A 23,115-nucleotide genomic window follows, 5' to 3' on the forward strand; every position below is an offset into this window, starting at 1 on the left:
AAATGAAAGCCTTTGACTGGCAGCGGATGGCGCTCGATAAAGTACCGGTGGAATTCCTGGCGGAGGTGGCGTTGCGCAGCCTCTATACCTTCGTTCTGGTCTTTATTTTCCTCAAGATTACCGGACGGCGCGGCGTGCGGCAGATGTCGCTGTTCGAGGTGCTGATTATTTTGACCCTCGGCTCGGCGGCGGGTGACGTGGCGTTTTATGACGATGTGCCGCTGCTGCCGGTGCTGGTGGTCTTCGTTACGCTGGCGCTACTGTATCGCGGCATTATGTGGCTGATGGGGCATAGCGAAAAGCTGGAGGATCTACTGGAGGGGAAACCTATCGTAGTGGTGGAAGAGGGGCAGTTGGCCTGGGAGAAGCTGCATGCGGAAAACATGACCGAATTCGAATTTTTTATGGAGCTGCGGGTCAACAGCGTCGAGCAGCTTGGCCAGGTCCGGCTGGCAATCCTCGAAACCAACGGGCAGATCAGCGTGTTTTATTATCCCGATGAAGAGGTGAGGGCCGGATTATCGATCCTTCCAGCGCATTGTACCACACGCTATACCACCATTCCGCAAGAGGGGATCTATGCCTGCGTGCGCTGCAGCATCGTAATGGCGATGCAGGCGGGAGAAAAACGAATATGTCCGCGCTGCGCAAATGCAGAATGGTCGAAGGCCAGCCGGGCGAAACGGCTTACCTGACAGCAAATATGTCGGTTTTATTACATCAAGCCGATAGATTCTGTTGTGTGACGGCGGCCGCGTTTTACCGTCGGCGAGTTTTAGCCATTGCGGACCGTGTCACTGAATGATAAAACCGATAGCCACAGGAATAACTTATGCCCGCGGCGGTTCGCGGGCAAAACAACATAGCAACGTGGTGAGGGGAAATGGCTCAGGTCTATAACTTCAGTTCGGGCCCGGCAATGCTGCCGGCGGAAGTACTCAAACTGGCGCAGCAGGAACTGTGCGACTGGCACGGTCTGGGGACGTCGGTCATGGAGATCAGTCACCGTGGTAAGGAGTTTATCCAGGTGGCAGAAGAGGCAGAACAGGACTTCCGCGCTCTGCTGAACATCCCTTCCAACTATAAAGTTTTATTCTGCCACGGCGGCGGCCGCGGCCAGTTCGCCGGGATCCCGCTGAACATCCTCGGCGATAAAAAGGTCGCTGACTATGTGGACGCCGGTTACTGGGCGGCCAGCGCGGTCAAAGAGGCGAAGAAATACTGCACGCCGAACGTTATCGACGCGAAAATCACCGTCGACGGCAAGCGCGCTGTGAAGCCGATGAGCGAGTGGCAGCTGACCCCGGGAGCGGCCTATCTGCACTACTGCCCGAACGAAACCATTGATGGTATCGCGATTGATGAGACGCCGAACTTCGGCGACGACGTCATCGTGACCGCCGATTTCTCCTCCACCATTCTTTCCCGCGAAATTGACGTCAACCGCTTCGGCGTAATCTACGCCGGCGCGCAGAAGAATATCGGTCCGGCTGGGCTGACGCTGGTCATCGTGCGTGAAGATCTGCTGGGCAAAGCCAGCGTGGCCTGCCCATCAATTCTTGACTACACCGTGTTAAGCGAGAATGACTCGATGTTTAACACACCGCCGACGTTCGCATGGTATCTGGCTGGACTGGTGTTTAAGTGGCTGAAACAGCAGGGCGGGGTTGCCGCGATGGATAAAATCAACCAGCAGAAAGCCGAACTGCTCTACGGCGTGATCGATAACAGCGGCTTCTATCGTAACGATGTGGCGCAGGCCAACCGTTCGCGTATGAACGTACCGTTCCAGCTGGCGGACAGCGCCCTGGACAAACTGTTCCTCGAAGAGTCGTTTGCTGCCGGGCTGCACGCGCTGAAGGGCCACCGGGTGGTGGGCGGCATGCGTGCTTCCATCTACAACGCCATGCCGCTGGACGGCGTGAAGGCGTTAACCGACTTTATGCTGGACTTCGAACGCCGCCACGGTTAATCGCCTGTTTCTTTCTTCCTCCCCGCGGCCTGTCTGCGGGGTTTTTATTCTGTTTGTTTGAGAGTGAAGTTTGATGGAATCCCTGACGTTACAACCCATCGCACGCGTAGAGGGCACCGTGAACCTGCCAGGTTCGAAAAGCGTCTCCAACCGCGCGCTGCTGCTGGCTGCCCTGGCCCGCGGCACGACGGTGCTGACCAACCTGCTGGACAGCGACGATGTGCGCCATATGCTGAATGCCCTGAGTGCGCTGGGGGTTCAATATACCCTGTCTGCCGACCGCACCCGCTGCGAAGTGACCGGCAACGGCGGCCCGTTGCGCTCTGCCGCGGCGCTGGAGCTGTTCCTTGGCAACGCCGGTACCGCGATGCGTCCGCTGGCGGCGGCTCTGTGCCTTGGCAGCAACGATATCGTGCTGACCGGCGAACCGCGGATGAAAGAGCGTCCGATCGGCCATCTGGTGGATGCCCTGCGTCAGGGCGGCGCTCAGATCGACTATCTGGAGCAGGAAAATTATCCACCGCTGCGCCTGCGCGGCGGTTTTCAGGGCGGCAACGTCGAGGTTGACGGCAGCGTCTCCAGCCAGTTCCTGACCGCGCTGCTGATGACCGCGCCGCTGGCGCCGCAGGATACCGTCATCGTCATTAAGGGCGATCTGGTGTCGAAACCCTATATCGACATTACGCTGCACCTAATGAAAACCTTCGGCGTTGAGGTGGACAATCAGTCTTATCAGCGATTTGTGGTGCGCGGCAAGCAGCAGTATCAGTCGCCGGGAGATTACCTGGTGGAAGGCGATGCTTCCTCGGCCTCGTATTTCCTCGCCGCTGGCGCCATTAAGGGCGGCACGGTAAAAGTCACCGGTATCGGCCGCAACAGCGTACAGGGCGACATTCGTTTCGCCGACGTACTGGAGAAAATGGGCGCCACCGTCACCTGGGGCGACGATTTCATCGCCTGCACCCACGGCGAGCTCAAGGCGGTCGATATGGATATGAACCATATCCCGGACGCCGCGATGACCATCGCCACCGCCGCGCTGTTCGCGCAAGGGACCACTACCCTGCGCAATATCTACAACTGGCGGGTCAAGGAGACGGACCGTCTGTTCGCCATGGCGACCGAGCTGCGTAAAGTGGGCGCCGAGGTGGAAGAGGGGGAAGATTATATCCGCATCACCCCGCCGGCAAAGTTGAAGTACGCAGAAATCGGCACCTATAACGACCACCGGATGGCGATGTGCTTCTCGCTGGTAGCGCTGTCTGATACGCCGGTGACCATCCTTGATCCCAAATGTACGGCCAAAACGTTCCCTGACTACTTTGAGCAGCTGGCGCGGATCAGTACCCTCGCCTGAGTAAAACTTTGTCATCCCGCGGGCTGATATCCTGTCAGCCCGCTATAATTGCGCAAAACTTCTGCTTTTCATTTCCTGTAGTCCGTAATTTACAAGCAATGCTCACTTTCCGGCGTATTGATGCGTATAATGCGCGGCGTTTATATTCCATGCGCCTTGCTGAAGGAGAAAAAGATGACGGCGAATATTCCGGTAATCACCATTGATGGGCCTGGCGGTGCGGGTAAAGGTACGTTGTGCAAGGCAATGGCGGAAGCGCTGGGCTGGCATCTGTTAGATTCAGGCGCGATCTACCGCGTTCTGGCGCTGGCGGCGCTGCATCATCATGTCGACGTGGAGTCCGAAGAGGCGCTGGTGCCCCTGGCTGCCCATCTTGACGTGCGTTTTATTTCTACTGACGGCAACCTGGAAGTGGTGCTGGAAGGGGAAGATGTCAGTAGCGAAATTCGCACTCAGGAGGTCGCGAACGCGGCCTCGAAAGTGGCGGCTTTTCCGCGCGTTCGCGAAGCGCTGCTGCGCCGCCAGCGCGCCTTCCGCGAACTGCCGGGGCTTATCGCCGACGGTCGCGATATGGGAACGGTAGTTTTCCCGGACGCGCCGGTGAAAATTTTCCTCGATGCCTCGGCCGACGAGCGGGCGCATCGCCGCATGCGGCAGTTGCAGGAAAAGGGCTTTGATGTTAACTTTGAACGTCTTTTGTCCGAGATAAAAGAGCGTGACGATCGCGACCGAAATCGCGCCGTGGCGCCGCTTGTCCCGGCTGCCGATGCATTAGTTCTCGATTCAACCGAACTAAACATTGAGCAAGTGATTGAAAAAGCGCTACAATATGCGCGCGAAAAATTGGCCGTTGCGTAGGCCTTAACCGGTAACGCGCCGAAGCCTCCGAATTATAGCAGTACCCCGCTGCAATGGATGGTCAGCGGGTATGTGAAACAACCCCATCCGGCACGGAGCCAGGTGGACGTTAATATTAACCTGAAGATTAAACATGACTGAATCTTTTGCTCAACTGTTTGAAGAATCCTTAAAAGAAATCGAAACCCGCCCGGGTTCCATCGTTCGTGGTGTTGTTGTTGCTATCGACAAAGACGTAGTACTGGTTGACGCCGGTCTGAAATCTGAGTCCGCCATCCCGGCTGAGCAGTTCAAAAACGCCCAGGGCGAGCTGGAAATCCAGGTTGGTGACGAAGTTGACGTTGCTCTGGATGCAGTAGAAGACGGCTTCGGTGAAACTCTGCTGTCCCGTGAGAAAGCTAAACGTCACGAAGCTTGGATCACGCTGGAAAAAGCTTACGAAGACGCTGAAACTGTTACCGGTGTTATCAACGGCAAAGTTAAAGGTGGCTTCACTGTTGAGCTGAACGGTATTCGTGCGTTCCTGCCGGGTTCCCTGGTAGACGTTCGTCCGGTGCGCGACACGCTGCACCTGGAAGGCAAAGAGCTTGAGTTCAAAGTCATCAAGCTGGACCAGAAGCGTAACAACGTTGTTGTTTCTCGTCGTGCCGTTATCGAATCCGAAAACAGCGCAGAGCGCGATCAGCTGCTGGAAAACCTGCAGGAAGGCATGGAAGTCAAAGGTATCGTTAAGAACCTCACTGACTACGGTGCATTCGTTGATCTGGGCGGCGTTGACGGCCTGCTGCACATCACCGATATGGCCTGGAAACGCGTTAAGCATCCGAGCGAAATCGTAAACGTTGGCGACGAAATCACTGTTAAAGTGCTGAAGTTCGACCGCGAGCGTACCCGTGTATCCCTGGGCCTGAAACAGCTGGGCGAAGATCCGTGGGTAGCTATCGCTAAACGTTATCCGGAAGGTACCAAACTGACTGGTCGCGTGACCAACCTGACCGACTACGGCTGCTTCGTTGAAATCGAAGAGGGCGTTGAAGGCCTGGTTCACGTTTCCGAAATGGATTGGACCAACAAAAACATCCACCCGTCCAAAGTTGTTAACGTTGGCGACGTTGTGGAAGTAATGGTTCTGGATATCGACGAAGAGCGTCGTCGTATCTCCCTGGGTCTGAAGCAGTGCAAATCTAACCCATGGCAGCAGTTCGCGGAAACCCACAACAAGGGCGACCGTGTTGAAGGTAAAATCAAGTCTATCACTGACTTCGGTATCTTCATCGGCCTGGACGGCGGCATCGACGGCCTGGTTCACCTGTCTGACATCTCCTGGAACGTTGCAGGCGAAGAAGCAGTTCGTGAATACAAAAAAGGCGACGAAATCGCAGCAGTTGTTCTGCAGGTTGACGCAGAGCGTGAGCGTATCTCCCTGGGCGTTAAACAGCTCGCGGAAGATCCGTTCAACAACTACGTTGCTCTGAACAAGAAAGGCGCTATCGTTGTTGGTAAAGTGACTGCAGTTGACGCTAAAGGCGCAACCGTAGAACTGGCTGACGGCGTAGAAGGTTACCTGCGTGCTTCTGAAGCATCCCGTGACCGCGTTGAAGACGCAACTCTGGTTCTGAGCGTTGGCGACGAAGTTGAAGCGAAATTCACCGGCGTGGATCGTAAGAACCGCGTAGTGAGCCTGTCTGTACGTGCGAAAGACGAAGCGGAAGAAAAAGACGCTATCGCTACCGTGAACAAGCAGGAAGACGCGAACTTCTCCAACAACGCTATGGCTGAAGCGTTCAAAGCAGCGAAAGGCGAGTAATCTTTGTCATTCAGGTAATAACAACCTGAATAGCGACGAGTTTACTTGACAGATTGCAGGATTCGTCCTGTAATCAAGCACAAAGGGCGGCTACGGCCGCCCTTGTTTAAGCTGTTAGCTAATTTTTGCCTTGAAGGAAACCGGAGGAATAATGACCAAGTCAGAATTGATTGAAAGACTTGCCAGCCAGCAATCTCACATTCCGGCGAAAGCGGTGGAAGATGCTGTTAAAGAAATGCTGGAACATATGGCCTCAACGCTTGCTCAAGGTGAGCGCATTGAAATCCGCGGTTTCGGCAGCTTTTCTCTGCACTATCGAGCACCTCGCACCGGACGTAACCCGAAAACTGGTGATAAAGTCGAACTGGAAGGTAAGTACGTTCCGCACTTTAAGCCCGGGAAAGAATTACGTGACCGCGCCAATATTTATGAAGGGTGAGTTGCACGACGTGCAGCCTGCCTGACGATAAAGAAAGCACCTTCGGGTGCTTTTTTTGTGCCCGCCATTTACGGCCATCCTCACAAAAAAAGCGTGCCCGGCTGCAAGCGAGGCGATTGTCTGGAATGCGCCGCGCAAGCCTGAATTCGCCTCCAGGACGCCAGCACCGCTTTGCGTAACACTGCCCACTCACAGGGAGGTGTTTATGCGTCTACCATGGCTTGCCGGATGCGCCATCATTGCAATGCTGCCGCTTCTCTGGCTACCCGTTTTGCCGGGCCCGTGCAGTCTGGCGGGCGCGGGCGCACTGGCGCTGGCGCTGATTCGTCTGCATGGAAGGGCCGTCGCCGGAGTGGCGATGACGCTTCTGCTGGTGGTCTGGGGAGTATTGAGCGCGCATCAGGCGCTGTGGCCGACCCGGCACCTTACCGGCGCCATCCGGCAAGCGGAAGTGATCCTTAGCGAGACGGATGGCCAGACCTTGCACCGTGGACAGATGGTGAGCCTGCGGGGCCGCTATCTGTTTCCCCCGGTAGGCGTAACGCTGTACGGGGAACTTGCACCTGCGCCAGCCTGTGCGGGTCAACACTGGCTGATGACGCTGCGCCTGCGCCCGGTGCACGGGCAGCTCAATGACGGGGGCTTCGACAGCCAGCGCTATGCGCTGGCGCAGCACCGACCGCTGAGCGGAGGGATCGTCGCCGCTTCCGCGCTGGATGCCCGCTGCAGTCTGCGCGCCCGCTATCTGACGTCGCTGACCCGGCGACTGCAGACTTATCCCTGGCGCGCGGTGATGTTGGGATTAGGAATGGGGGAGCGGCTGTCTTTGCCGACGGAGATAAAGGTCCTGATGCAGAACACGGGCACTTCCCATCTGATGGCTATCTCGGGTCTGCATATCGCTCTCGCGGCTTCTCTTATCATGCTGTTGCTGCGCGGCGTGCAGTATATTCTCCCGGGCCGCTGGATCGGCTGGCGGTTGCCGCTGCTGGCCGGGCTGGCCGGCGCCGTCGGCTATGCCTGGCTGACGGGTATGCAGCCGCCGGCCCTGCGCACTTGCTTAGGGCTTGCGGTCTGTTGTGCTTTACGTTTGTCGGGTCAACGCTGGACGGCGTGGCAGGTGTGGCTCTGCTGTCTGGGAGCGATACTGGTTGCCGACCCGCTGGCGGTGCTGTCGCAAAGCCTGTGGCTATCTGCCTTCGCCGTGGCGGGGCTGATCTTCTGGTTCCAGTGGCTCCCGTTGCCTGCCGGCCGCTGGCGCTGGCCGTGGAAGACCATAATTGCTCTTGTTCATTTGCAGGCTGGCGTGACGCTGCTGCTGCTGCCGCTGCAGTTGTTGCTATTCCATGGAGTCAGCCTGACGTCGATGGCGGCTAATTTGCTGGCGGTACCGTTAGTCACCCTGTTGGCGGTGCCGCTTATTCTGACCGCGATGCTGGTGCATCTCTCGGGGCCGGAGATAGTGGAGTCGCTGCTCTGGCTGGCGGCCGATCGCGTGCTGGCGCTACTGTTTTGGGGATTACGACGTTTACCGGACGGCTGGTTGACGCTGGATACTCGCTGGCTGTGGATCAGTATCCTGCCGTGGCTGTTGGTGATGGGCTGGCGTTTTCAGAGCTGGCGGCATTCACCGGCGCTGTGTCTCAGCGTGCTGTTTTTACTGACGCGGCCATTCAGCCGACAACCGCCTGCGGACGAATGGCGGGTGACGATGCTGGATGTCGGGCAGGGGCTGGCGATGGTGATCGAGCGTCACGGTAAGGCATTGCTTTACGATACCGGGCCGGCTTGGCCGCAGGGTGATAGCGGTCAACAGGTGATTATCCCGTGGTTGCGCTGGCACCATCTGCAGCTGCAAGGGATTATGCTGAGCCATGAACATCTGGATCATCGCGGCGGCCTTGATTCAGTGCTGCAGGCATGGCCGCAGGCCTGGGTGCGCAGCCCGTTAGGCTGGGCGCATCATCTGCCGTGTCATCGCGGTGAGCGCTGGCAATGGCAGGGACTCAACTTCCAGGCCCTGTGGCCGCTGCCGGGCAGCACGGCAAAGGGTAACAATCATTCGTGTGTGGTGCGGATCGATGATGGTCGCTCCAGCATCCTGCTCACCGGCGATATAGAACGTCAGGCGGAGCAGGCGATGATCAGCCGTTACTGGCGGCATCTGACGTCTACACTTATTCAGGTTCCCCACCACGGCAGCAATACCTCCTCCAGCGCGCTGCTGGTCCGCCGGGTGGATGGCGCGGCCGCGCTGGCCTCCGCTTCGCGCTACAATGCGTGGCGGATGCCCTCGTACAAGGTGGTTCAGCGCTACCGCCAGCGGGGTTATCGCTGGTTCGCCACGCCGCAGCAGGGGCAGATAACGGTGGTTTTTTCCGCAGAAGGGTGGCAAATCCATAGCTTACGGGATCAAGTTTTACCGCGTTGGTATCATCAGTGGTTTGGCGCGCCCGCCGATAACGGGTAGAATATGCGGCTATTTCAACACAAGCTGGTTTATTGAATGCAGAACGATAAAGATCTCTCCACGTGGCAGACCTTCCGCCGACTTTGGCCGATTATCGCGCCGTTTAAAGCCGGGCTAATCGTAGCGGCGGTGGCGTTGGTGCTTAACGCGGGCAGTGACACCTTCATGTTATCGCTTCTTAAACCGTTATTGGATGATGGTTTTGGTAAAACGGATCGCTCAGTGCTGCTATGGATGCCGCTGGTGGTTATCGGCCTGATGGTGCTGCGTGGGATCACCAGCTACATCTCGAGCTATTGTATTTCCTGGGTTTCCGGCAAAGTGGTGATGACCATGCGTCGTCGCCTGTTCGGCCACATGATGGGTATGCCGGTGGCCTTCTTTGACAAGCAGTCTACCGGAACGCTGCTGTCACGCATCACCTATGATTCTGAGCAGGTCGCCTCCTCTTCTTCCAGCGCGCTGATCACCGTGGTCCGCGAAGGAGCATCGATTATCGGTCTGTTCGTGATGATGTTCTATTACAGCTGGCAGCTGTCGCTGATCCTGATCGTACTGGCGCCGATTGTGTCGGTGGCGATCCGCGTGGTCTCCAAGCGTTTTCGCAATATCAGTAAGAATATGCAGAACACGATGGGGCAGGTCACCACCAGCGCCGAGCAGATGCTGAAAGGGCACAAAGAGGTGCTGATGTTTGGCGGCCAGGAAGTGGAAACCAAACGTTTTGATAAAGTCAGCAATAAAATGCGTCTGCAGGGGATGAAGATGGTTTCCGCCTCGTCTATCTCCGACCCGATCATTCAGCTTATCGCCTCCCTGGCGCTGGCCTTTGTCCTGTATGCCGCCAGCTTCCCGAGCGTGATGGACACCCTGACCGCCGGGACCATTACCGTGGTCTTCTCCTCGATGATTGCGCTGATGCGTCCGCTGAAGTCGCTGACCAACGTCAATGCCCAGTTCCAGCGCGGGATGGCGGCGTGCCAGACGCTGTTTGCGATCCTCGATTCCGAGCAGGAAAAAGACGAAGGTACGCGGGTCATTGAGCGGGCGAAAGGCAATCTCAAGTTCGAGAACGTCACCTTTACCTACCCGGGTCGCGAAGTGGCCGCGCTGCGCAATATCAATCTCGATATCCCGGAAGGGAAAACAGTGGCGCTGGTGGGGCGCTCAGGGTCGGGTAAATCGACCATTGCCAGCCTGATCACCCGCTTCTACGATGTCGACGAGGGGCAGATCCTGCTGGATGGCCACGACCTGCGCGAGTACAAGCTGAGCTCGCTGCGCGACCAGGTGGCGCTGGTTTCACAAAACGTGCATCTGTTCAACGATACCGTCGCCAACAATATCGCCTATGCCCGTACCGAAGAGTACAGCCGCGAGCAGATTGAAGAGGCCGCGCGCATGGCCTACGCCATGGATTTCATTAACAAGATGGATAATGGTCTGGATACCATCATCGGCGAGAATGGCGTGATGCTGTCCGGCGGCCAGCGCCAGCGTATTGCTATTGCCCGCGCGCTGCTGCGTAACAGCCCGATCCTGATCCTCGATGAAGCCACCTCGGCGCTGGATACCGAGTCCGAGCGTGCTATTCAGGCGGCGCTGGATGAGCTGCAGAAAAACCGTACCTCGCTGGTTATCGCTCACCGTCTGTCGACCATTGAGCAGGCTGATGAAATCGTGGTGGTTGAAGACGGGCGGATCGTGGAGCGCGGAACGCACCATGACCTGCTGGAGCATAAGGGCGTGTACGCCCAGCTGCATAAGATGCAATTCGGCGAATGATCGCGCGCATCTGGTCCGGGGAATCGCCGCTGTGGCGCCTGCTGCTGCCGCTCTCCTGGCTGTATGGCCTGGTGAGCGGGGTGATTCGCCTCAGCTATCAGCTGGGGTGGCCAAAAGCCTGGCGCGCGCCGGTGCCGGTGGTGGTGGTTGGTAACCTGACCGCTGGCGGCAATGGCAAAACGCCGGTGGTGATCTGGCTGGTGGAGCAGCTGCAGCAGCGCGGTATTCGCGTTGGCGTCGTGTCTCGCGGCTACGGCGGTAAAGCCGACCGCTATCCGCTGGTGTTGGACGACAGGACCAGTACGGCGCAGGCGGGTGATGAACCGGTGTTGATCCATCAGCGTACCGGTGCCCCGGTCGCTGTCGCCCCGCTGCGCAGCGACGCGGTAAAAGCATTGCTCAGCGCGCACGATCTGCAGATGATTGTGACCGACGATGGTTTACAGCACTATAAGCTCGCGCGGGACAGAGAAATTGTCGTTATTGACGGCGTGCGCCGCTTTGGCAACGGCTGGTGGCTGCCTGCCGGGCCGATGCGCGAGCGGGCGTCGCGCTTGCAAAGCGTTGATGCGGTTATCGTTAACGGCGGCGTGGCGCGTCCGGGTGAGATCCCGATGCGGCTGCGCCCAGGGATGGCGGTTAACCTGCTTACCGGCGAACGTCGCGATGTCTCCACCTTCACGAACGTGGTGGCGATGGCCGGCATCGGCCATCCGCCGCGCTTCTTCGCCACCCTCGAAAGCTGCGGCGTCCAGCCGGTCAAAACCGTGGCGCTGGCGGACCATCAGGCGCTGAGCCAGGCTGATGTCGCCGCCCTGGTGACCGCCGATCAGACGCTGCTGATGACCGAGAAAGATGCCGTGAAATGTCGCGATTTCGCCGCTGCAAACTGGTGGTATTTACCGGTCGACGCCATAATGGCCGATGAACGCGCACAGCGGTTGCTTGCGGACTTAGCGACGTTGGCGCAACGTTAACTGACGCGCCGGCTTTGCTCGCCGCTGTGCTGGAATTCCTGACGGAGAACCTGCATGTCGGTATTGCAACTATCGCTTAACGAGGCGCGCCACCTCCATCTCGCGGCGCAGGGGTTGTTAAAGAAGCCCCGACGTCGCGCTCGCCCGAAAGACATTCTTTCCACCATCCAGCAGATGTCGCTGCTGCAAATCGATACCATCAACGTGGTGGCCCGCAGCCCCTACCTGGTGCTGTTCAGCCGTCTTGGCAGCTATCCGCAGCACTGGCTGGATGAGTCGCTGCGCAACGGCGAGCTAATGGAATACTGGGCGCATGAAGCCTGCTTTCTGCCGCGCAGCGATTTCGCCCTGGTGCGCCATCGCATGTTGAATCCCGACAATATGGGCTGGAAATACCATCGCGCGTGGATGGAGGAGCATGCCGGGAGTATTGCCGAGCTGGTGGCGCATATCGGGCAAAACGGCCCGGTTCGCTCGGCGGATTTTACCCACCCGCGCAAAGGCGCCAGCGGCTGGTGGGAGTGGAAACCGCATAAGCGCCACCTTGAAGGGCTGTTTACCGCCGGCGAAGTGATGGTGGTGGAGCGGCGCAATTTTCACCGCGTGTATGATCTAACCCGGCGGGTGATGCCGGACTGGGACGACGAGCGCGACGCGCTCTCCCGCGAAGACGCAGAGGCCATTATGTTGCGCAATAGCGCCCGTAGCCTCGGCATCTTCCGCGCCCAGTGGCTGGCCGATTACTATCGCTTGCGCCAGCCGGCGCTACCGGGTCTGCTGGCGGCCTGGCAGGAAGAGGGGCTGGTGGTGCCGGTTAACGTGGAAGCACTCGGCGAGATGTGGCTGCATCACGAGGCGCTGGCGCAGCTGGAGACCGCGCCCGGCGGTAAGCTGACCGCCAGCCATAGCGCCGTGCTCTCGCCCTTCGACCCGGTGGTCTGGGATCGGAAACGCGCTGAGCAGCTGTTCAACTTCAGCTATCGCCTGGAGTGTTATACCCCGGCGCCGAAGCGTCAGTATGGCTACTTCGTACTGCCTCTGCTGCACCAGGGAAAACTGGTCGGGCGGATGGACAGTAAAATACATCGCAAAAGCCGGGAGCTGGAGATCTTCGCTCTATGGCTGGAGGAGGGGGTGAAGATCACCCGTGGTCTGGAGCAGGGGCTGCGCCGGGCGATTAACGACTTCGCACACTGGCAATCGGCAGAGCGGATCCTGTGCCGACGCCTGCCGGAAGGGCTGTTTGTCGGCCAGGAGCAGGGGTGGGAAATCGACGCCGATTGATCCCGGCGCCTGCCTTCCTGTGATATGCTGCTGAGAAATCTATCCGGTCCATCAGGAGGAAACATGGATCACCGTTTACTTGAAATCATCGCCTGCCCGGTCTGTAACGGCAAGCTGTATTACAGTCAGGATAAGCAAGAACTTATTTGCAAACTTGATAGCCTGGCGTTTCCGCTGCGCGACGGTATCCCGGTGCTGCTGGAGACAGAGGCGCGTCCGCTGGCGCTAGAAGAGAGTCACTCATGAGTTTCGTGGTCATTATTCCTGCGCGTTTCGCCTCCACGCGCCTGCCGGGAAAACCACTGCAGGACATTAATGGTAAGCCGATGATTGTCCATGTGCTGGAGCGCGCTCGCGAATCCGGCGCGGATCGCATTATTGTCGCCACCGATCACGAAGATGTCGCCCGGGCGGTTGAAGCCGCCGGCGGCGAGGTCTGTATGACCCGCGCCGACCATCAGTCCGGCACCGAACGGCTGGCGGAAGTGGTGGAAAAGTGCGCGTTCAGCGATGACACCATTATCGTCAATATTCAGGGCGATGAGCCGATGATCCCCCCGGCGATTGTCCGCCAGGTGGCGGAGAATCTGGCTGCCAGCAGCAGCGGAATGGCGACCCTGGCGGTACCGATCCATGATGCGGAAGAGGCGTTTAACCCGAATGCGGTCAAAGTGGTGATGGATGCCAAGGGTTACGCGCTCTATTTCTCCCGCGCGACTATTCCCTGGGATCGCGATCGCTTTGCCCAATCCCGCGAGACCATCGGTGACTCCCTGCTGCGTCACATCGGCATCTATGGCTATCGCGCCGGCTTTATCCGCCGCTATGTCAGCTGGGCGCCGAGCCCGCTGGAGCAGATTGAAATGCTCGAGCAGCTGCGAGTGCTGTGGTATGGCGAGAAAATCCATGTCGCCGTGGCGGCCGAAGTGCCCGGCACCGGCGTGGATACCCCGGAAGATCTGGAGCGCGTCCGCGCTGAGCTGCGTTAGTCCTCTGTCCCCTCCTTGCTGGAGGGGACATCCCCGTCGGTTTTTCGCTTTTTTTACCCCTTTTTGATCTTATCCGATGACAACCCAGGTGCGGGCGCTCATTATGAAACCAGTAGTGTTCATAGGGGTAATCGACAATGGAACAGTTGCGAACCGAACTCAGTCATCTTCTTGGCGAAAAGCTAAGCCGGGTGGAGTGTGTCAGTGAACAAGCCGCTACGGCGCTGTGGTTCCTGTACGATGCGCAGGGAAACCCGATGCCGCTGCTGGCGCGAAGTTTCACCACGCCCGGCGTGGCGCGGCAGCTGGCATGGAAGATCTCGACCCTGGCGCGTAATGGTACGGTGCGTATGCCGGTGGTTTATGGCGTCATGACGCACGAAGAACATCCCGGACCAGATGTGCTGCTGCTTGAGCGCCTGCGCGGCGTACCGGTGGAGGCGCCGACGCGCACCCCGGCGCGCTGGGAGCAACTGCAGGAGCAAATCGTCGAGGCGCTGCTGGCGTGGCATCGGCAGGACAGTGGCGGCTGCGTGGGAATGGTCGACAATACCCAGGAAAACCTGTGGCCGAACTGGTACCGCCAGCGGGTAGAGATATTGTGGAGCACCCTGAACCTGTATCAGGACACCGGTCTCACCATGCAGGATAAGCGCCTTTTGTTCCGCTCCCGCGAGTGCCTTCCGGAGCTGTTCCGCGATTTCAATGATAATGCTGTGCTGGTGCATGGCAACTTCACTCTGCGCAGCATGCTAAAAGATCCGCGCAGCGATCAGCTGCTGGCGATGGTGGGGCCGGGGATGATGCTGTGGGCGCCACGCGAGTATGAACTGTTCCGTCTTGCTGAAGGCGGCCAGGCGGAACAGCTGCTGTGGCGCTACCTGCAGCAGGCGCCAGTTTCCGAGGCCTTTGTCTGGCGGCGCTGGCTTTATCTGCTGTGGGATGAGGTGGATAGTCTGGTCAACACCGGGCGCTTTGATCGCGCCCGTTTTGACCTCGCTGCAAAATCACTCCTGCCCTGGCTCGCCTGAGCTGCCTTTCAGCCATTGCCAGACGCGACCAAGGGTTTCATAGCCGACCCGGTCGCTGTGCATCAGCCACACTGGAGAAGGAATGGCCCGCTCCCACGGATTGAGCGGCGAGGTCACCGCCAGCTGATTGGCCGGCGCGGGAAGCGGATCCAGGCCGGCATGGCGAAAGAATATCATCGCCCGCGGAAGGTGTGACGCCGAGGTGACCAGCAGGAAGGGCGCGTCGCCGATGGCGTGCTTCACCGCCAGCGCTTCCTCTTCTGTATCTTTCGGCCGATCGAGCACAATGATATCGCTGCGAGGTACGCCAAGGCTCTCCGCCACTCTCGCCCCGGCTTCCGCCGTGCTGACGGGGTTCGTTTTCGCCGCCGCGCCGGTAAAGATCATTTTCGAACCGGGATTCGCCTGCCACAGGCGGATGCCCTCCGTCAGGCGCGGCAGGCTGTTATTGATAAGATTAGAGCTTGGCGCCCACTCCGGATTCCAGGTATAGCCGCCGCCCAGCACCACCACGTAGTTCACCGGCTGCTCGCCGCGCCAGGTGGGGTAGGTATCTTCAATCGGTTTCAGCAGGCTGTCGGCCACGGGTTGCAGGCTCAGCAGCGTCAGCAGCAGCCAGCCGAGGCTCACGCATAGCTTCCCGGTACGCTGAAAGCGGCTGAACCATAACAGCGCGATCCCGATACCGATCAGCAACAGTAAGGCGGGTAGCGGCAACAGCAGGCCGCCGACGATCTTTTTTAGCGTGAAAAGCATGCCAGATGGTTCCTTTTTTAACCATATAACCAAAGTTATGTTCGGATCTTATAACAGATCGCTTCATTCTCGGCGTGGGTATGACAAAATAGCGGTTTTGTGTTGGCTTGTGGAGTCACTCGTGCAGGATCGCAATTTCGATGACATTGCTGAAAAGTTTTCGCGCAATATTTACGGCACCACAAAAGGCCAGTTGCGTCAGGCGATCCTTTGGCAGGATCTGGAACCGCTGTTGGCGCAGCTGGGGCCGGGACCGCTGAGGGTGCTGGATGCCGGCGGCGAAGGACAAACGGCCATCAAAGTCGCGCAACTGGGCCATCACGTGACGCTCTGCGATCTCTCCGCTGAGATGGTGGCTCGCGCCCGCCAGGCGGCCGCCGATAAAGGTGTGATCGACAACATGCATTTTGTACAATGCGCGGCTCAGGATATTGCGCAGCATTTGGAAAGCCCGGTCGATCTGGTACTGTTTCATGCGGTGCTGGAGTGGGTGGCGGAGCCCCAGGAAATACTGCATACCCTGTGGTCGACGCTGCGTGCTGGCGGTGGACTGTCATTGATGTTCTACAATGCTAACGGCCTGTTGATGCACAATATGGTTGCCGGTAATTTTGATTACGTTCAACTGGGCATGCCAAAAAAGAAAAAACGCACGCTGTCGCCGGATTATCCGCGTGAACCACAGCAGGTTTATCACTGGCTGGAAGAGATTGGCTGGCAGATCGTCAGCAAAACCGGCGTGCGGGTGTTTCATGATTATCTGCGTGAAAAACGCCAACAGCATGACAGCTATGCGGCGCTGCTGGCGCTGGAGACGCGCTACTGTCGTCAGGAGCCGTATCTCAGCCTGGGCCGTTATATTCATGTCACCGCGCTTAAGAGCCAGGCTCATAGCCGCAGATGCAAGGATAAAGTATGAGTGAATTTTCCCAGACAGTCCCCGAACTGGTTGCCTGGGCCAGAAAAAATGATTTTTCAATCTCGCTACCGGTCGACAGACTCTCTTTCCTGCTGGCGATCGCCACTCTGAATGGTGAACGACTGGAAGGGGAAATGAGCGAGGGTGAACTGGTGGATGCGTTCCGCCACGTCAGTGATGCGTTTGAGCAGACCAGCGAAACCATCAGCCAGCGCGCCAATAACGCGATCAACGATTGGTGCGCCAGCGTCTGCTGAACCGCTTTACCAGCGAAATTACCGAAGGCAATGCGATCTATCGCCTGACGCCGTTGGGGATTGGGATCACCGATTATTATATCCGTCAGCGCGAATTCTCGACGCTGCGTCTCTCGATGCAGCTGTCGATCGTCGCCGGCGAGCTGAAGCGCGCGGCGGACGCCGCGGAAGAGGGCGGTGATGAATTCCACTGGCATCGCAACGTTTTTGCGCCGCTGAAGTATTCCGTAGCGGAAATTTTCGACAGCATCGACCTGACGCAGCGCATTATGGATGAGCAGCAGCAGCTGGTGAAAGACGATATCGCGCAGTTGTTGAATAAAGACTGGCGCGCGGCGATTTCCAGCTGTGAACTGCTGCTGTCGGAAACCTCCGGCACCCTGCGCGAACTGCAGGATACGCTGGATGCGGCAGGGGATAAGCTGCAGGCGAACCTGCTGCGCATTCAGGACTCGACCATGGCGCGCGACGATCTCCATTTTGTCGATCGGCTGGTGTTCGATCTGCAAAGCAAGCTCGACCGCATCGTCAGCTGGGGTCAGCAGGCGATTGACCTGTGGATCGGCTACGACCGCCATGTGCACAAGTTTATCCGTACCGCTATCGATATGGATAAGAACCGCGTCTTCGCCCAGCGTCTGCGCCAGTCGGTGCAGACCTATTTTGATGAACCGTGGGCGCTAACTTACGCCAACGCCGACCGCCTGTTGGATATGCGCGATGAAGAGATGGCCCTGCGCGATGAAGAGGTCACCGGCGAGCTGCCGGCGGACCTCGAATTTGAAGAGTTTAACGAAATTCGCGAGCAGCTGGCGGCGCTGATCGAAGCGCAGCTGGCGGTCTATAAAGAGAAAGGAATACCGCTGGATCTCGGCCTGGTGGCGCGGGAGTTCCTGGCGCAGTATCCGCGCGGGCGTCACTTCGACGTGGCGCGGATCGTCGTGGATCAGGCGGTACAGCTGGGCGTCGCCCAGGCAGATTTCACCGGACTGCCGGCAAAATGGCAGCCGATTAATGATTACGGAGCCAAGGTACAGGCGCATGTCATTGACAAATATTGAACAAGTGATGCCGGTTAAGCTGGCGCAGGCGTTGGCCAATCCGTTATTTCCGGCGCTGGACAGCGCCCTGCGCGCGGGCCGTCATATCGGTCTCGACGAGCTGGATAATCACGCATTTTTGATGGATTTTCAGGATTACCTGGAAGAGTTTTACGCTCGCTATAACGTCGAGCTGATCCGCGCGCCGGAGGGATTCTTCTACCTGCGCCCGCGGTCCACCACGCTGATTTCGCGCTCGGTACTGTCCGAGCTGGATATGATGGTGGGCAAAATTCTTTGCTATCTCTATCTCAGCCCGGAGCGCCTGGCGAACGAAGGGATTTTTACCCAGCAGGAGCTCTATGACGAGCTGCTGACCCTGGCCGATGAATCCAGGCTGCTGAAGCTGGTGAACAACCGTTCCACCGGTTCGGATCTGGACCGCCAGAAGCTGCAGGAAAAAATGCGGGCCTCGCTTAACCGCTTACGCCGTCTGGGGATGGTGTGGTTTATGGGCCACGATAGCAGCAAGTTTCGCATTACCGAATCGGTATTCCGCTTTGGCGCCGATGTGCGCGCCGGCGACGACCCGCGCGAAGCGCAGCGCCGTCTGATCCGCGACGGGGAAGCGATGGCCCTGGAAAATCACCTGCAGCTCAATGATGAGAATGAAGAAAACCAGCCGGATAGCGGGGAGGAAGAGTAATGATTGAACGCGGTAAGTTTCGCTCGCTAACGCTGGTTAACTGGAACGGCTTCTTTGCCCGGACCTTTGATCTTGATGAACTGGTGACCACCCTCTCCGGGGGGAACGGCGCGGGTAAGTCCACGACCATGGCGGCCTTCGTCACGGCGCTGATCCCGGATTTAACCCTGCTGCACTTCCGTAACACCACCGAAGCGGGGGCCACCAGCGGCTCACGCGATAAAGGCCTGCACGGTAAGCTGCGCGCCGGGGTGTGTTACTCGGTACTCGATGTGATCAACTCCCGCCACCAGCGCGTGGTGGTCGGCGTGCGCCTGCAGCAGGTCGCCGGGCGCGATCGTAAAGTCGATATTAAACCTTTCGCCATTCAGGGACTGCCGACCTCTATCCTGCCGACCCAGCTGTTGACCGAAACGCTGAACGATCGCCAGGCGCGCGTCGTGAGCCTCAACGAGCTGAAAGATAAACTCGAGGCGATGGAAGGGGTCCAGTTTAAACAGTTCAACTCGATCACCGAATATCACTCGCTAATGTTCGATCTGGGCGTGGTGGCGCGTCGCCTGCGTTCCGCCTCCGATCGTAGCAAGTACTACCGCCTGATTGAGGCCTCGCTGTACGGCGGGATCTCCAGCACCATTACCCGCTCGCTGCGCGACTACCTGCTGCCGGAAAACAGCGGCGTGCGTAAAGCGTTCCAGGATATGGAAGCGGCGCTGCGGGAAAACCGCATGACGCTGGAAGCCATTCGCGTTACCCAGTCCGACCGCGATCTGTTTAAACACCTGATCAGCGAAGCCACCAACTACGTGGCGGCGGACTATATGCGTCACGCCAACGAGAGGCGCATTCACCTGGATAAGGCGCTGGAGTATCGCCGCGATCTCTTCACCTCGCGTTCGCAGCTGGCGGCTGAGCAGTATAAGCACGTCGACATGGCGCGCGAACTGCAGGAGCATAACGGCGCGGAGGGCGATCTGGAAGCCGATTACCAGGCCGCCAGCGATCACCTGAACCTGGTGCAGACTGCGCTGCGTCAGCAGGAAAAAATCGAGCGCTACGAAGCGGATCTCGACGAGCTGCAGATCCGTCTGGAAGAGCAGAATGAAGTGGTGGCGGAAGCCGTCGATCGTCAGGAAGAGAACGAAGCCCGCGCTGAGGCCGCCGAGCTGGAAGTGGATGAGCTGAAAAGCCAACTCGCCGACTATCAGCAGGCGCTCGATGTGCAGCAGACCCGCGCCATTCAGTATAACCAGGCGCTGCAGGCGCTGGAGCGCGCGAAGGCGCTGTGCCATCTGCCGGATCTGACCCCGGAGAGCGCCGACGAGTGGCTGGAAACCTTCCAGGCGAAAGAGCAGGAAGCGACGGAGAAAATGCTGTCGCTGGAACAGAAAATGAGCGTGGCGCAAACCGCGCACAGCCAGTTTGAACAGGCTTACCAGTTGGTGGCGGCGATTAACGGCCCGCTGGCGCGCAATGAAGCCTGGGACGTAGCGCGCGAATTGCTGCGCGACGGCGTGAACCAGCGCCACCAGGCCGAGCAGGCGCAGGGGCTGCGCAGCCGCCTCAACGAGCTTGAACAGCGCCTGCGCGAGCAGCAGGACGCTGAGCGTCAGCTGGCCGAGTTCTGCAAACGCCAGGGTAAACGCTACGATATCGACGATCTGGAAACGCTGCATCAGGAGCTGGAAGCGCGCATCGCGTCGCTGGCCGACAGCGTCTCCAATGCTCAGGAGCAGCGCATGGCGCTGCGTCAGGAGCTGGAGCAACTGCAGTCGCGTACCCAGACGCTGATGCGTCGGGCGCCGGTCTGGCTGGCGGCGCAGAACAGCCTTAACCAGCTGTGCGAGCAAAGCGGCGAGCAGTTTGCGTCCGGCCAGGAGGTCACCGAATACCTGCAGCAGCTGCTGGAGCGTGAACGAGAGGCTATCGTTGAACGTGACGAGGTCGGCGCCCGCAAGCGCGCCATCGACGAAGAAATCGAGCGTCTTAGCCAGCCGGGCGGTTCGGAAGATCCGCGCCTCAACGCCCTGGCGGAACGGTTCGGCGGCGTTCTGCTGTCCGAGATCTACGATGATGTTAGCCTGGACGATGCGCCGTACTTCTCCGCGCTGTACGGTCCGTCGCGCCATGCGATCGTGGTACCGGATCTGTCGCGGGTAGCCGAGCAGCTTGAGGGACTGGAAGATTGCCCGGAAGATCTCTATCTGATCGAAGGCGATCCGCAGTCCTTCGATGACAGCGTATTCAGCGTCGACGAGCTGGAAAAAGCGGTGGTGGTGAAGATTGCCGATCGCCAGTGGCGTTATTCGCGCTTCCCGTCGCTGCCGCTGTTTGGCCGCGCGGCACGTGAAAACCGCATTGAAACCCTGCATGCCGAGCGTGAATCGCTGTCAGAGCGTTTTGCGACCCTGTCGTTCGATGTGCAGAAAACCCAGCGCCTGCACCAGGCCTTCAGCCGCTTTATCGGCAGCCATCTGGCGGTGGCTTTCGAGGACGATCCGGAAGAAGAGATCCGCAAACTCAACAGCCGCCGCGGCGAGCTGGAGCGTGCGCTGAGCGCCCATGAAAGCGATAACCAACAGAACCGTGTGCAGTACGAGCAGGCGAAAGAGGGCGTGTCGGCGCTCAACCGCCTGCTGCCGCGCCTGAACCTGCTGGCGGATGATACGCTGGCCGACCGCGTGGACGAGATCCAGGAACGTCTGGACGAAGCGCAGGAGGCCGCGCGCTTTATTCAGCAGCACGGTAACCAGCTGGCGAAGCTGGAGCCTATTGTTTCGGTGCTGCAGAGCGATCCGGAGCAGTTTGAGCAGCTGAAAGAAGATTACGCCTATGCGCAGCAAACCCAGCGCGATGCGCGTCAGCAGGCTTTTGCCCTGGCGGAAGTTGTGCAGCGCAGGGCCCACTTCAGCTACTCCGATTCGGCGGAAATGCTCAGCGGCAACAGCGATCTCAACGAGAAGCTGCGCCAGCGTCTGGAGCAGGCGGAGTCCGAACGCAGCCGCGCGCGCGACGCGTTGCGTGCCCATGCGGCGCAGCTTAGTCAGTACAATCAGGTGCTGGCCTCGCTGAAGAGCTCGTATGACACCAAGAAAGAGCTGCTCAACGATCTGTATAAAGAATTGCAGGACATTGGCGTGCGCGCCGACGCCGGCGCGGAAGAGCGTGCTCGCGCGCGTCGCGATGAGCTGCACATGCAGCTGAGCAATAACCGCTCCCGACGCAATCAGCTGGAGAAAGCGTTGACCTTCTGCGAAGCGGAAATGGACAACCTGACCCGTAAACTGCGCAAGCTGGAGCGCGATTACTGCGAAATGCGCGAGCAGGTGGTGACCGCCAAGGCGGGCTGGTGCGCGGTGATGCGTCTGGTGAAAGACAACGGCGTCGAACGTCGTCTGCATCGCCGCGAGCTGGCCTATCTCTCCGCCGATGAGCTGCGCTCAATGTCGGATAAGGCGCTGGGGGCGCTGCGTCTGGCGGTCGCCGATAACGAACATCTGCGTGACGTGCTGCGTATCTCGGAAGATCCGAAGCGTCCGGAGCGCAAAATTCAGTTCTTCGTTGCCGTATACCAGCATCTGCGCGAGCGTATTCGTCAGGATATTATTCGCACCGATGATCCGGTGGAAGCGATCGAGCAGATGGAGATCGAGCTCAGCCGCCTGACCGAAGAGCTGACCAACCGTGAACAGAAGCTGGCGATCAGTTCCCGCAGCGTGGCCAACATTATTCGCAAAACCATTCAGCGCGAGCAGAACCGTATCCGGATGCTCAACCAGGGTCTGCAGAGCGTCTCCTTCGGCCAGGTCAACAGCGTGCGTCTGAACGTCAATGTGCGTGAGACCCACTCGATGCTGCTCGACGTGCTCTCCGAGCAGCATGAGCAGCACCAGGATCTGTTTAACAGCAATCGTCTGACCTTCTCTGAGGCGCTGGCCAAGCTCTATCAGCGTCTCAACCCACAGATCGACATGGGGCAGCGCACGCCGCAAACCATCGGTGAAGAGCTGCTCGACTACCGCAACTATCTGGAGATGGAAGTGGAAGTTAACCGCGGCTCCGACGGCTGGCTGCGCGCGGAGTCCGGCGCGCTGTCTACCGGGGAAGCTATCGGTACCGGGATGTCGATTCTGGTGATGGTGGTGCAGAGTTGGGAAGATGAATCCCGTCGCCTGCGCGGCAAGGATATCTCGCCTTGCCGTCTGCTGTTCCTCGATGAAGCGGCGCGTCTCGACGCCCGCTCCATCGCCACCCTGTTCGAGCTGTGCGAACGTCTGGAGATGCAGCTGATTATCGCAGCGCCGGAGAACATCAGTCCGGAAAAAGGCACTACCTATAAACTGGTGCGTAAGGTGTTCAATAATCACGAACATGTGCACGTCGTGGGGCTGCGCGGGTTTGCCGCGCCGCTGCCGGAAGCGCTGCCGGGAACGGCCGACGCCTCCTGACGATGCAGCTCACTACTGGC

19 protein-coding genes and 1 other annotated feature are annotated in these 23,115 nt (G+C 58.9%); of the genes, 18 read left to right on the top strand and 1 reads right to left on the bottom strand.

Translation table 11 applies throughout. The annotated features are described in order from the left end of the window. Window positions 1–2 precede the first annotated feature (2 nt). The 13 genes from KPHS_18140 to KPHS_18260 all read left to right on the top strand — a co-directional run bounded on the left by KPHS_18140 (window position 3) and on the right by KPHS_18260 (window position 14,969). Complete coding sequence (locus KPHS_18140; RefSeq protein YP_005226114.1) at window positions 3–695, top strand: DUF421 domain-containing protein; 693 nt, start codon at window positions 3–5, stop codon at window positions 693–695. 188 nt (window positions 696–883) lie between these two features. Next, window positions 884–1,972 (top strand): phosphoserine transaminase, encoded by a 1,089-nt coding sequence (locus tag KPHS_18150; RefSeq protein YP_005226115.1) that lies wholly within the window; start codon window positions 884–886, stop codon window positions 1,970–1,972. Between the two features lie 73 nt (window positions 1,973–2,045). Beyond that, window positions 2,046–3,329, top strand: a complete 1,284-nt coding sequence (locus KPHS_18160; RefSeq protein ID YP_005226116.1) for a 3-phosphoshikimate 1-carboxyvinyltransferase — start codon at window positions 2,046–2,048, stop codon at window positions 3,327–3,329. 129 nt (window positions 3,330–3,458) lie between these two features. Then, a complete protein-coding gene (locus KPHS_18170; protein YP_005226117.1) occupies window positions 3,459–4,187 on the top strand; it encodes a cytidylate kinase in 729 nt (242 codons plus the stop codon). A gap of 133 nt (window positions 4,188–4,320) precedes the next feature. Next, entirely contained in the window at window positions 4,321–5,994 is a 1,674-nt protein-coding gene (locus KPHS_18180; protein YP_005226118.1) for a 30S ribosomal protein S1, read from the top strand. Between the two features lie 151 nt (window positions 5,995–6,145). Next, window positions 6,146–6,433: an integration host factor subunit beta gene (locus tag KPHS_18190; protein ID YP_005226119.1), complete on the top strand. Its 288-nt coding sequence runs from the start codon at window positions 6,146–6,148 to the stop codon at window positions 6,431–6,433. Between the two features lie 205 nt (window positions 6,434–6,638). After that, window positions 6,639–8,903, top strand: a complete 2,265-nt coding sequence (locus tag KPHS_18200; RefSeq protein YP_005226120.1) for a putative recombination protein with metallo-hydrolase domain — start codon at window positions 6,639–6,641, stop codon at window positions 8,901–8,903. Between the two features lie 36 nt (window positions 8,904–8,939). Continuing rightward, a complete protein-coding gene (locus tag KPHS_18210; protein ID YP_005226121.1) occupies window positions 8,940–10,688 on the top strand; it encodes a lipid transporter ATP-binding protein/permease in 1,749 nt (582 codons plus the stop codon). Beyond that, entirely contained in the window at window positions 10,685–11,665 is a 981-nt protein-coding gene (locus KPHS_18220; RefSeq protein YP_005226122.1) for a tetraacyldisaccharide 4'-kinase, read from the top strand. Before KPHS_18210 ends, KPHS_18220 begins: the two co-directional genes overlap by 4 nt. Before the next feature lie 54 nt (window positions 11,666–11,719). Continuing rightward, complete coding sequence (locus tag KPHS_18230; protein YP_005226123.1) at window positions 11,720–12,949, top strand: winged helix-turn-helix domain-containing protein; 1,230 nt, start codon at window positions 11,720–11,722, stop codon at window positions 12,947–12,949. Between the two features lie 63 nt (window positions 12,950–13,012). Then, on the top strand, window positions 13,013–13,195 hold the full coding sequence (locus KPHS_18240; RefSeq protein YP_005226124.1) for a protein YcaR: 183 nt from the start codon (window positions 13,013–13,015) through the stop codon (window positions 13,193–13,195). Between the two features lie 5 nt (window positions 13,196–13,200). After that, the gene (locus KPHS_18250) at window positions 13,201–13,938 is read left to right on the top strand and encodes a 3-deoxy-manno-octulosonate cytidylyltransferase (protein ID YP_005226125.1); all 738 of its coding nucleotides are present in this window, start codon (window positions 13,201–13,203) and stop codon (window positions 13,936–13,938) included. Between the two features lie 137 nt (window positions 13,939–14,075). Next, window positions 14,076–14,969, top strand: a complete 894-nt coding sequence (locus KPHS_18260) for a chromosome partition protein MukF (protein YP_005226126.1) — start codon at window positions 14,076–14,078, stop codon at window positions 14,967–14,969. Here KPHS_18260 and KPHS_18270 read toward each other — a convergent pair. Continuing rightward, complete coding sequence (locus tag KPHS_18270; protein ID YP_005226127.1) at window positions 14,946–15,725, bottom strand: envelope biogenesis factor ElyC; 780 nt, start codon at window positions 15,723–15,725, stop codon at window positions 14,946–14,948. The two genes, KPHS_18260 and KPHS_18270, sit on opposite strands and share 24 nt — an antisense overlap. Window positions 15,726–15,846: 121 nt before the next feature. On the opposite strand from KPHS_18270, the gene KPHS_18280 reads away from it, so the two are divergent. The 5 genes from KPHS_18280 (at window position 15,847) to KPHS_18320 (ending at window position 23,095) form a co-directional block, all read left to right on the top strand. After that, window positions 15,847–16,644: a putative metallothionein SmtA gene (locus KPHS_18280; RefSeq protein ID YP_005226128.1), complete on the top strand. Its 798-nt coding sequence runs from the start codon at window positions 15,847–15,849 to the stop codon at window positions 16,642–16,644. Beyond that, window positions 16,641–16,901, top strand: coding sequence for a condesin subunit F (locus tag KPHS_18290; protein YP_005226129.1), 261 nt, complete (start codon window positions 16,641–16,643; stop codon window positions 16,899–16,901). Before KPHS_18280 ends, KPHS_18290 begins: the two co-directional genes overlap by 4 nt. Then, window positions 16,641–17,962, top strand: a sequence feature (potential frameshift: common BLAST hit: gi|238893978|ref|YP_002918712.1| condesin subunit F). Its footprint overlaps the gene before it by 261 nt. Then, complete coding sequence (locus KPHS_18300; protein YP_005226130.1) at window positions 16,880–17,962, top strand: chromosome segregation and condensation protein MukF; 1,083 nt, start codon at window positions 16,880–16,882, stop codon at window positions 17,960–17,962. (Overlaps the previous feature by 1,083 nt.) The genes KPHS_18290 and KPHS_18300 overlap by 22 nt, the downstream gene beginning before the upstream one ends. Beyond that, window positions 17,943–18,647: a condesin subunit E gene (locus tag KPHS_18310; RefSeq protein ID YP_005226131.1), complete on the top strand. Its 705-nt coding sequence runs from the start codon at window positions 17,943–17,945 to the stop codon at window positions 18,645–18,647. The genes KPHS_18300 and KPHS_18310 overlap by 20 nt, the downstream gene beginning before the upstream one ends. Beyond that, the gene (locus KPHS_18320) at window positions 18,647–23,095 is read left to right on the top strand and encodes a condesin subunit B (protein ID YP_005226132.1); all 4,449 of its coding nucleotides are present in this window, start codon (window positions 18,647–18,649) and stop codon (window positions 23,093–23,095) included. The genes KPHS_18310 and KPHS_18320 overlap by 1 nt, the downstream gene beginning before the upstream one ends. Window positions 23,096–23,115 lie beyond the last annotated feature (20 nt).

It is taken from the genome of Klebsiella pneumoniae subsp. pneumoniae HS11286 (assembly GCF_000240185.1).
Taxonomy (GTDB): Bacteria; Pseudomonadota; Gammaproteobacteria; order Enterobacterales; family Enterobacteriaceae; genus Klebsiella; species Klebsiella pneumoniae.